Here is a 10464-nt window from a genome sequence, read left to right on the forward strand (position 1 = left end):
GAGAAGAACGCCATGGCTCGCTACGGAACCCAGTTCGGCCCCGACATCACCTTCCTGGGTGTCGACCGGTGTGACTGGGCCGACCCCGCGACGTACGAGGGTGCCGATGTGGTCATCCTCGGTGCCCCCTTCGACGGAGGTACGTCGCACCGGTCGGGCACCCGGTTCGGTCCGCAGTTCATCCGGCAGACCTGCTACCTGCCCCACGACGGGTCGCGTCCCTCGCTCGCGATGCGCGTCGACGCGCTGCGGGACCTACGTGTGCTGGACGCGGGTGATGTGGAGATGTACTCCGGCGACGCCGAGCGGTCGGTGCGTGACCTGCAGGAGGCCGTGCACGCCGTGACGAGCAACGGCGCCATCCCGCTGGTGCTGGGCGGAGACCACACGATCGCCTGGCCCGATGCCGCCGGCGTCGCCCAGCACCTCGGCCAGGGACGCGTCTCGATGATCCACTTCGACGCCCATGCCGACACCGGCGACATCGAGTTCGGCTCGCTGATCGGGCACGGCCAGCCGATGCGCCGGCTCATCGAGTCCGGCGCGCTGCGCGGCGACCGGTTCCTGCAGATGGGGCTGCGCGGCTACTGGCCCGAGCCCGAGACGCTGGACTGGATGGCCGAACAGGGCATGCGCTCGTACGAGATGACCGAGATCGTGCACCGCGGCCTGGAGGAGTGCCTCACCGAGGCCTTCACCATCGCCACCGACGAGTGCGACGGGGTCTTCCTCTCGGTCGACATCGACGTCTGCGACCCCGGCCACGCCCCCGGCACCGGCACCCCGGAGCCGGGCGGCCTGACCGCCCGCCAGTTGCTCGACTCGGTCCGCCGGATCGCCTACGAGCTGCCGGTCGTCGGCATCGACATCGTCGAGGTCTCCCCGCCCTACGACCACGCCGACATCACCTCGTTCCTCGCCAACCGGGTCGTCCTCGAGGCGCTCTCCGGCATCGCCCGCCGCAAGCGCGACGAGGCCGACGGCACCCGCTGGGACCCGAGCCTCCCGCTGCTCGCCCAGCGCCCTGACCAGCGGCCCACCGACACCGACAAACAGGAGAACTGACATGACCACCCATGACGTGATCGTGGTCGGCGCCGGCGTGACCGGCCTGACCGCGGCCTGGCGACTGGCCCAGGCGGGCCAGGACGTACTCGTCCTGGAGGCGCGCGACCGCGTCGGCGGCCGGCTGCGCACCGAGGCCCACGGCGCGCCCGGGGAAGAGGCCGACTTCGAGATCGGCGGCCAGTGGGTCTCGCCGGACCAGGACGCATTGATCGGGATCCTCGACGAGCTCGGCCTGCCGACCTACCCGCGCTTCCGCGAGGGCGAGTCGCTCTACGTCGACAAGGCCGAGGTGGCGCACCGCTTCGGTGACGACCTGCCGGTCGGCGAGGCCACCTCGGCCGCCATCGCGCAGCTGACCAAGACGCTCGACGGCCTCGCCGCGGCCATGGACCCGGCCCGGCCGTGGGAGCTCGACGACGCCGACCACCTCGACAGCGTCTCCTTCCGTGCCTGGCTCGAGCAGCAGTGCGACGACCCGGTCGCCGTCGACAACGTCGCCCTCTACATCGGGCCGGCGATGCTGACGAAGCCCGCCCACTCGTTCTCCGCGCTCCAGGCCGTTCAGATGGCCGCCAGCGCGGGGTCGTTCAGCAACCTCGTCGACGCCGATGTGATCCTCGACCGCCGGGTCGTCGGAGGCCTGCAGCGGGTGCCGTTGACGCTGGCCGAGCGGCTGGGGGACCGGGTCCGCCTCGAGCAGGACGTCACGCTGGTGGAGTGGGACGAGGACGGCGCCGTCGTCCACGTCGGCGCCGAGATCCATGCCGCGCACCGGCTGGTCCTCGCCGTGCCGCCGACCCTGGTCAAGCGGATCCGCTTCAGCCCCGAGCTCCCGGCCGAGCACAGGATCGCCCGTGAGCACCAGTCGTTCGGGCTGGTCATCAAGGTGCAGGCGCAGTACGAGACGCCGTTCTGGCGCGCCGACGGGCTCAGCGGCACCGGCTTCGCGCCCTGGCAGCTCGTCCACGAGGTCTACGACAACACCCCCGAGGGCGAGCCGCGCGGGACGCTGGTCGGCTTCGTCTCCGACGAGCGCGCGGACGCGGCCGGCAGGCTCTCCGACGCCGAGCGCCGCCGTCAGGTGCTCGAGTCGCTGGCGGCGTACTTCGGCGAGGCGGCGCTCGAGCCGCTCACCTTCGTCGAGAGCGACTGGCAGCACCAGGAGCTCACCGGCGGTGCGTACGGGACGAGCTTCGACCTGGGCGGGCTGACCCGCTGGGGTGCGGTGCTGCGCGAACCGCTCGGGCCGATCGAGTTCGGCAGCAGCGACGTCGCCGGCCACGGCTTCCAGCACGTCGACGGCGCCGTACGAGTGGGCGAAGAGATCGCTCGCCGGATCGTCACGGATGCAACGTGATTGCAGCGAAGCGACGCCTAGCCTCCGACCTGGCGCGCTCATCGTGGGGGTGAGCGCGCCACCCTCAAGGTAGCCGGCGAGGTCACCGAGCGGATCCTGGCCGCCCTGACGGCGATGTCGGCTCAGCGGACGGCGACCTCGGCGCCGTAGCGCTCGACGCAGAACGCCGAGAGCCGCTCGGCCAGCGCCGCGAGGGTCTCGGCGGCGTGGTGCTGCGGGTCCCAGGCGGCGTACAGCCTGATCCGGACCCTTCCCGCTGGTGCCTCGATGTGCAGGGGCACCAGGCCGAAGCGCGGGTCGTCGGAGACGACCGCGATCCCGCGGCCCGAGGCCGCGAGCGCCTGGGCGACCTGGGCGTTGGACACCTCGAGGACGTCGCCGTAGCCCACGGCGGCGTCCTCGACCGCGGCGTCCAAGAGCGGCCGCGGGCGCAGGTCCTCGGTGAGGAGCACGAGTGGCCGCGCCACCAGATCCCGTACGTCCACGGACCCCCGCTCCGCCCACGGGTCGTCCGGCCGGACATAGGCCCACACCGGCAGCACGGCGAGGGCATGTGAGGTGAGGGACCGGGCCGGCGGCCGGGTGACGATCGCCAGGTCGGCGCCGGCGCGAACGGCCGCGGCCGCGCCGCGCGGATCGAGCTCGCGGACCATCGCGACCGGGTCGTCGGGCCCGAGCGTCGCCAGGAACGGCGCGAGCACGTCGGTGAGCGTCGTCGAGGGCACGGCGAGGTGGAGCTCGTCGAGCCGGCCGGAGGCGAGGACGCCGACGGCGCGCTCGAGGTCGTCGGCGTGCGCGAGCAAGTCGCGGGCGCGGGGGAGGAGATCCTCAGCCGTCCGGGTGAGGCGCAGCCGCCGTCCCTCCCGCGCGAACAGCGGAACACCCAGGCTCGCCTCGAGCTGGCGCAGCTGCCGCGACAGCACCGGCTGGGTCACGTGCAGCACCTCGGCCGCTCGGGTCGCGGAGCCCGCGTCGGCGGTGGCGACGAAGTAGCGCAATAGCCGCAGATCCATGCTCACGAGACATGATTGTAGTAGTCAAAAGGTCTTGGACGACATGTGTCGCGGAGGACCATGCTGGACCCATGACCGAGCCCTCGACCCTCGAACAGTCCCGTCTCCTGCGTACGCCGCTTCCCGGCCCGCGCTCCCAGGAGCTCATGGCCCGCAAGGTCGCGGCCGTGAGCCAGGGCGTGGCCACGACCATGCCCGTCTTCGCCGCCCGCGCGGCCGGCGGGATCGTCGAGGACGTCGACGGCAACCGCTTCATCGACCTCGGCTCCGGCATCGCGGTGACCACCGTCGGCTCCAGCGCCGCCAAGGTGGTCGAGGCGGTCGCCGACCAGGTGGCGGCCTTCACCCACACCTGCTTCATGGTCACGCCCTACGAGGGCTACGTGGCCGTCGCCGAGCAGCTCGCCCGGCTCACCCCCGGCGACTTCGAGAAGCGCACCGCACTGTTCAACTCCGGCTCCGAGGCCGTCGAGAACGCGGTCAAGATCGCCCGCTCGTTCACCGGCAAGGACGCGGTCGTGGTCTTCGACCACGCCTACCACGGGCGCACCAACCTCACCATGGCGATGACCGCGAAGAACATGCCCTACAAGCACGGCTTCGGGCCGTTCGCGGGCGAGGTCTACCGGGCGCCGATGTCGTACCCGTTCCGCGACGCTTCCGAGATCGACGGCAAGCTGGCGGCGGCCCGGGCGACCTCGCTGATCGAGACGCAGGTCGGTGCCGAGAACCTCGCCGCCGTCGTTATCGAGCCGGTGCAGGGCGAGGGCGGCTTCATCGTCCCGGCGCCGGGCTTCCTCTCCGTGCTGGCGGAGTGGTGTCGCGCCAACGACGTGATCTTCGTGGCCGACGAGGTGCAGTCCGGCTTCGGCCGCACCGGCACCTGGTTCGCGGTCGAGCACGACGACGTCGTCCCGGACCTGGTGGTCAGCGCCAAGGGCATCGCCGGTGGCCTGCCGCTCTCCGCGGTGACCGGCCGCGCCGACGTCATGGACGCCGTCCACCCCGGTGGTCTGGGCGGCACCTACGGCGGCAACCCGCTCGCCTGCGCCGCGGCGCTGGCCGTGATCGAGACCATCGAGGCCGACGACCTGCTCAGCCGGGCCCGCGCGATCGAGGAGCGCCTCCTCGGCCGGCTCCGTGACCACCAGGCGAGCGACCCGCGCATCGGTGACGTACGCGGCCGGGGCGCGATGATCGCCGCCGAGTTCGTCGACCCGGCCACCGGAAACCCGGACGGCGCGGTGGCCAAGGCCGTCGCCGCCTACGCTCACAGCCAGGGTGTCATCACCCTGACCTGTGGCACCTGGGGCAACGTCATCCGCTTCCTGCCCCCGCTGAGCATCTCCGACGAGCTGCTCGACGAGGCCCTGGACGTACTCACGACCGCACTGGAGGAGACCAAGTGACCGCGAGCACCCAGCCTATGAACACCCAGCCCAGCTACCTCGACGCCCTCGGGCCCGGCAGCGGCGTCCTCGTCGGCGGCCGGTGGCGTCCGGGCGCCGCAGGCGTCTTCGCCGTGGAGAATCCCGCGACCCGTGAGCTCGTCGCCGATGTCGCCGACGGCACCAGCGAGGACGCGACCGCGGCCGTCGACGCGGCCGCCGAGGCGCTGCCGGCGTGGTCGGCGCTCCCGCCGCGGACGCGCAGCGACCTGCTCAGCCGCGTACGCGACCTGATGCTGCGCGACGCCGACGAGCTCGCCGCCCTGATCGCGCTCGAGAACGGCAAGTCCCTCGCCGACGCCCGCGGCGAGGTCGTCTACGCCGCCGAGTTCTTCCGCTGGTACGCCGAGGAGGCCGTGCGTCCGCACGGCGACTTCGGTGCCTCGCCGGCCGGCGGCACCCGCACCATCGTCACCCACAAGCCGGTGGGCGTGGCCGCCCTCGTGACCCCGTGGAACTTCCCGGCCGCGATGGCCACCCGCAAGATCGCCCCGGCCCTCGCGGCCGGCTGCACGGTCGTGCTCAAGCCCGCGGCCGAGACGCCGCTGACTGCCCTCGCGGTCGCCCGGCTGATCGCCGAGGCCGGCGTGCCGGACGGTGTCGTCAACGTGGTGCCCGGCCTGGACGCTCCCGCCATCGTCAGCACCTGGCTCGCCGACGTACGGGTCCGCAAGATCTCCTTCACCGGCTCGACCGGCGTCGGCCGCATCCTGCTCCGCCAGGCCGCCGACCGGGTCGTGAACACCTCGATGGAGCTCGGCGGCAACGCGCCGTTCGTGGTGACCGCCTCGGCGGACGTCGAAGCAGCGGTCGAGGGCGCGATGGTCGCCAAGTTCCGCAACGGGGGACAGGCCTGCACCGCGGCCAACCGGCTCTACGTCCACGCCGACGTCGCCGAGGAGTTCACCGCCCGCCTCGGTGCGGCCGTGGAGGCGCTCCGCGTCGGCCCCGCCGAGCAGGGCAGCGACATCGGCCCGCTCATCTCGGCGAAGGCGTACGCAGGAGTCACCGGCCTCGTCGACGCAGCCGTGGCCGCGGGCGCCGTGATCGCGCACCGCGCCGAGGTCCCCGCCTCGGAGGGCTACTTCTACGCGCCCACGGTCCTGACCGGCGTACCGGCAGACTCGCCGCTGCTGCGCGAGGAGATCTTCGGGCCGGTGGCCCCGATCGTGGTCTGGAACGACACCGAGGAGCTGCTGGCCGCCGTCAACGACACCGAGTTCGGCCTGGCGGCGTACGTCTTCGGCGAGATGGGCGAGGCGCTGCACGTGGCCGAGCGGATCGACGCCGGGATGGTCGGGGTCAACCGCGGCCTCGTCTCGGACCCGTCGGCGCCGTTCGGCGGGGTCAAGCAGAGCGGCATAGGGCGCGAGGGTGCGCGGGCCGGGCTGGAGGAGTACCTGGAGACGCAGTACCTCAGCGTCGCCTGGTGATTGGCATCACGCGCGTTCCATCAACGATGATGTGACTCAGGCCACCCGCACACCCTGCGGGTGGTTCCTCGGGACAGCCTCACCCGGCAGTCCCGGCACAACGCTCCAGACGGACCACCAGCGCCGCCCGGCAGATTGAGGAGTCACCCCTATGACCGCAGTGTTCGAGCCCGGGACCTCGTTCGAGGCCTATGACCTGGCAGACCGCTATCGAGTCGGAGCCGGCCCGGTGTTGCTCACCGGGATCCAGGCGATCGCGCGGATGCTCGTGGAGCAGCGGGCCCTTGACCAGCGCCGCGGCCTGCGGACCGGCACCTTCATCTCCGGCTACCCGGGCAGCCCGCTCGGCGGTCTGGACCAGCTGCTGCTGGGTCTGCCGAAGGAGATGGCCGACGCCGACATCACCGTGGTCCCCGGCCTCAACGAGGAGCTCGCCGCGACCGCTGTGTGGGGCTCGCAGTCTGCCGTCACCCTCGACACCGAGCGCTACGACGGCGTCACCGGCGTCTGGTACGGCAAGGGCCCCGGCGTCGACCGCGCGCTCGACGCGATGCGTCACGCCAACATGTACGGCGCCCACCCCACCGGCGGCATGCTGATGCTGGTCGGCGACGACCCGGCCGCCAAGTCGTCCACCGTGCCCGCGGTCAGCGAGCGCACCCTGGCCTCGCTCGGCATTCCGGTGCTGTTCCCGCGCAACGCCTCCGAGATCGTCGAGTACGGGATGGAGGGCATCGCCCTCTCCCGCGCCTCCGGCTGCGTCGTAGCCCTCAAGATCGTCGCCGACGTCGCCGACGGCGCCTGGGTGGTCAACCCGGAGATCGGCGTCCTCGACCCGGTCACACCCAAGACCCAGTGGGAGGGCGTCCCCTACACCTACGAGCCGACCAAGATCGAGCTCTTCCCCGACCGGATCGTCGGCGCCGAGGCGAAGCTCTACGGTCCCCGAATGGGCGTCGTGAAGGCGTACGCCGCCGAGAACCGGCTCAACCGGATCGAGGTCAAGGCGCCGAACGCCAAGGTCGGCATCGTCGCCTCCGGCTCGTGCTACGACTCGATGCGCCAGGGCCTGAAGGACCTCGGGCTCGGCCACGACGACCTGATGGCCGCCGGGATCCGGGTGCTGCGTCTGGGGATGATGTGGCCGGTCGAGCCGACCATCGTCTCGGAGTTCGCCGAGGGGCTCGAGGAGATCGTCGTCGTCGAGGACAAGACCTCCTTCATCGAGCAGGGCATCCGCGAGATCCTCTACGGCGCGCCCTCCGCTCCCGTCATCATCGGTAAGAAGGACCGCAACGGTGTCCCGCTGGTCCCGCTCGACGGCGAGCTGACCGCCGGCCGCCTGCTCGCGCCGCTGCGTCGTGCGCTGAAGGGCCACGCCCAGCTGAAGGCCGCCGGGCCCACCCGGATCGACCTGCCGCTGCTCTCGACCTCGCGCACCCCGTACTTCTGCAGCGGCTGCCCGCACAACCGCTCCACCGCGCTGCCCGACGGCTCGCTGGGCGGCGGCGGCATCGGCTGCCACACCCTGGTGACCGCATCCCAGCGTGAGGACAGCGCGGTCGTCGGCATCACCCAGATGGGCGGCGAGGGCTCGCAGTGGATCGGGCAGGCCCCCTACAGCCACGCCGGCCACACGTTCCAGAACGTCGGCGACGGGACCTTCTTCCACTCCGCGCAGCTGGCCATCCAGGCGTGCGTCGCGGCCGGGGTCAACATCACCTACAAGCTGCTCCACAACGACGTCGTCGCGATGACCGGTGCCCAGAAGCGGCAGGGCGCGGTCGAGATGGCGCAGCTGACCCACAAGCTGATGAACGAGGGTGTCAAGGCGATCATCGTCGTCGCCGACGAGCCGCAGCGCTACCGCCGCAACAAGTTCCCCGCAGGCGTACGTCTGTGGCACCGCGACCGCCTCGACGACGCCCAGCGGGAGCTGCGTGAGGTCGAGGGCGTGACCGTCCTGATCTACGACCAGCACTGCGCCGCCGACGCGCGCCGCCAGCGCAAGCGCGGCACGATCGAGGCCCGCAACACCAAGATCGTGATCAACGAGGCCGTGTGCGAAGGCTGCGGCGACTGCGGCGTGAAGTCCAACTGCCTCTCCGTGCAGCCGGTCGAGACCGAGCTGGGCCGCAAGACCCGCATCGACCAGACCTCGTGCAACACCGACTACACCTGCGTCGAGGGGGAGTGCCCCTCCTTCATGGCCGTCGAGACCGACCCGACGGTCAAGAAGGCGAAGAAGTCGACCCCCGAGCCGCCGACGGTGGCCGACCCGGGCTACGGCGAGCTGGAGCGGACGTACGGCGTCTTCATGGCCGGCATCGGCGGCACCGGCATCGTCACGGTCAACCAGGTGCTCGCGACCGCCGCGCTGCGCGCCGGCTTCGGCGTGGAGTCGCTCGACCAGGTCGGGATGAGCCAGAAGGCGGGTCCGGTGACGGCGCACCTGCGGTTCGGCCCGGGCTCGATCGACCCCTCCAACCGGGTCACCCCCGGGTCGGCCGACGCGCTGCTCGGCTTCGACCTGCTCACTCTGGCCGAGGGCAAGAACCTCGCCTACGGCGACCCGGCGCGCACCCGCGCGGTCGTGTCGACCAGCAAGACGCCGACCGGGCCGATGGTCTACGACAAGGACATCGCCTACCCGGCCGACGACGAGCTGCTCACCCGCGTGAACAGCGCGACGTCCTCGCTGCGTGCCTTCGACGCACTGGCGGCGGCGGAGACGCTCTTCGGCAACACCGCCGCGGCCAACTTCCTGCTGGTCGGCGCCGCCTATCAGACCGGTGCCCTGCCGATCCCCGCCGAGGCGATCGAGGAGGCCATCGGCATCAACGGCGTCGCGGTCAGCGCCAACGTCGCCGCCTTCCGCTGGGGCCGCGCCTCGGTCGCCGCGCCGGAGGAGTTCGCCAAGGTCACCGGCACCGCGACCGCTTCGGTCGAGGAGATCGCCGTGCCGGCTCTGGACGCCGCGACGTTCGACGGCGAGGTGCGCCGCCTCGCCGAGGTCCGCGCCCCGAAGCTCGTCGCCTTCCAGAACCAGGCGATCGCCCGTGACTACGTCGAGACCGTCGACCGGATCTGGAACGCCGAGCGCTCGGTGACCGCGGACACCCGCTTCTCCGAGGCGGTCGCCCGCTACCTGTTCAAGCTCACCGCCTACAAGGACGAGTACGAGGTCGCCCGGCTGCTCACCGCACCGGCCGCCCTGGACGGTGTCCGTGCCGAGGTGCAGGGCAAGATCAGCTTCAAGCTCTCTCCGCCGGTGTTCGGGGCGTTCCTGAAGGGTCGCAAGATGACCTTCGGGCCGCGCACCCACTTCATGCTCCGCCTGCTGGCGACCATGAAGTTCCTCCGCGGCACGTTCCTCGACCCGTTCGGTCAGGCCCACGTACGCCGCGCCGAGCGGGCCCTCCTCGCGCACTACACCGCGCTGGTCACCGGCCTCGCCGCCGACCTCACCGAGGAGTCCTACGCCAAGGCCGTCCGGCTCGCCGAGCTCCCGGACATGGTGCGGGGCTACGAGAACGTGAAGATGCGCAACGTCGAGGCCTACCGCGAGGCGCTCGCCGCCGAGGGGATCGACCTGACGATCTAGAGCACCTTGTGGGTGCTGGACGGACCGTCACCCACGCCGAACGCCTCTGCCAGCCTCGACGGCGCACCAGCGCTGTCGAGGCTGGCCTCCACCTTGCGGATGTTGCGAGCCGACGGGTAGGCGAAGTAGGCCATCAGCGCCAGCGAGATGCCGCCACCGATGAGGTACGTCATCAGCTGTCCCTCGGTGAGGACGAAGGCCAGGGCGAGAGAGACGAGCGCGACGACCTCGCTGAGGACGAGCCGCAGGATCATCGACGTCTGGTGCTTCTGGAGGCCCTCGCTGGTCGCCTTCTCCGGCGGGGTCCCAGGCGTGACCGGCACGGCGCGGAAGCCGATCGCCGAGCACAGCACGGCCATGACCACCCCGGCCGCTACCTGCCCGCCGATGACGTACGCCGAGGGCAGCTGCAGGTCGGCATCGGGGATGCTGAGCGCGACGATGACTCCCAGCCCCACGACCATGGTCATGAACGCGAGCGCCATCATCTGTGCCGTACGTGCCAGTGGTGCGGTCATCTGAGCTCCTTCTCGGGCTTGCG

General features: G+C 71.5%; 7 protein-coding genes. 5 read left to right on the plus strand and 2 right to left on the minus strand.

The window, feature by feature from the left end; all coding sequences use genetic code 11:
- The first annotated feature begins 12 nt into the window (after window positions 1-12).
- Window positions 13-1065 carry an agmatinase gene (speB, locus tag ABZU72_RS15860; protein WP_355019796.1) on the plus strand — a complete coding sequence of 351 codons (1053 nt, stop codon included), beginning with the start codon at window positions 13-15 and terminating at the stop codon, window positions 1063-1065.
- Window position 1066: 1 nt separating this feature from the next.
- Window positions 1067-2425, plus strand: coding sequence for an NAD(P)/FAD-dependent oxidoreductase (locus tag ABZU72_RS15865; RefSeq protein ID WP_355019797.1), 1359 nt, complete (start codon window positions 1067-1069; stop codon window positions 2423-2425).
- A 122-nt stretch (window positions 2426-2547) separates the two neighbouring features.
- On the opposite strand, the gene ABZU72_RS15870 is transcribed toward ABZU72_RS15865, so the two are convergent.
- Window positions 2548-3438 (minus strand): LysR family transcriptional regulator, encoded by an 891-nt coding sequence (locus tag ABZU72_RS15870; protein ID WP_355019861.1) that lies wholly within the window; start codon window positions 3436-3438, stop codon window positions 2548-2550.
- Window positions 3439-3509: 71 nt separating this feature from the next.
- Between ABZU72_RS15870 and gabT the strand changes: the two genes are divergently transcribed.
- From gabT to ABZU72_RS15885, 3 genes are all read left to right on the plus strand, one after another.
- A complete protein-coding gene (gabT, locus tag ABZU72_RS15875; protein WP_355019798.1) occupies window positions 3510-4847 on the plus strand; it encodes a 4-aminobutyrate--2-oxoglutarate transaminase in 1338 nt (445 codons plus the stop codon).
- Window positions 4844-6319 (plus strand): NAD-dependent succinate-semialdehyde dehydrogenase, encoded by a 1476-nt coding sequence (locus ABZU72_RS15880; RefSeq protein WP_355019799.1) that lies wholly within the window; start codon window positions 4844-4846, stop codon window positions 6317-6319. The genes gabT and ABZU72_RS15880 overlap by 4 nt, the downstream gene beginning before the upstream one ends.
- 151 nt (window positions 6320-6470) lie before the next feature.
- Window positions 6471-9923 carry an indolepyruvate ferredoxin oxidoreductase family protein gene (locus ABZU72_RS15885; RefSeq protein ID WP_355019800.1) on the plus strand — a complete coding sequence of 1151 codons (3453 nt, stop codon included), beginning with the start codon at window positions 6471-6473 and terminating at the stop codon, window positions 9921-9923.
- Here ABZU72_RS15885 and ABZU72_RS15890 read toward each other — a convergent pair.
- The gene (locus ABZU72_RS15890) at window positions 9920-10441 is read right to left on the minus strand and encodes a hypothetical protein (protein WP_355019801.1); all 522 of its coding nucleotides are present in this window, start codon (window positions 10439-10441) and stop codon (window positions 9920-9922) included. The genes ABZU72_RS15885 and ABZU72_RS15890 overlap by 4 nt on opposite strands.
- Between the last annotated feature and the right edge of the window lie 23 nt (window positions 10442-10464).

It is taken from the genome of Nocardioides sp. NPDC004968 (genome assembly GCF_040608935.1).
Lineage (GTDB): Bacteria > Actinomycetota > Actinomycetes > Propionibacteriales > Nocardioidaceae > Nocardioides.

Excerpts from the sequence above, each read along its gene's own strand:
- ABZU72_RS15890 (WP_355019801.1), bottom strand. The coding sequence starts at position 10,441 with ATGACCGCACCACTGGCACGTACGGCACAGATGATGGCGCTCGCGTTC.
- speB (WP_355019796.1), top strand. The coding sequence starts at position 13 with ATGGCTCGCTACGGAACCCAGTTCGGCCCCGACATCACCTTCCTGGGT.
- gabT (WP_355019798.1), top strand. The coding sequence starts at position 3,510 with ATGACCGAGCCCTCGACCCTCGAACAGTCCCGTCTCCTGCGTACGCCG.
- ABZU72_RS15870 (WP_355019861.1), bottom strand. The coding sequence starts at position 3,438 with ATGGATCTGCGGCTATTGCGCTACTTCGTCGCCACCGCCGACGCGGGC.
- ABZU72_RS15885 (WP_355019800.1), top strand. The coding sequence starts at position 6,471 with ATGACCGCAGTGTTCGAGCCCGGGACCTCGTTCGAGGCCTATGACCTG.
- ABZU72_RS15865 (WP_355019797.1), top strand. The coding sequence starts at position 1,067 with ATGACCACCCATGACGTGATCGTGGTCGGCGCCGGCGTGACCGGCCTG.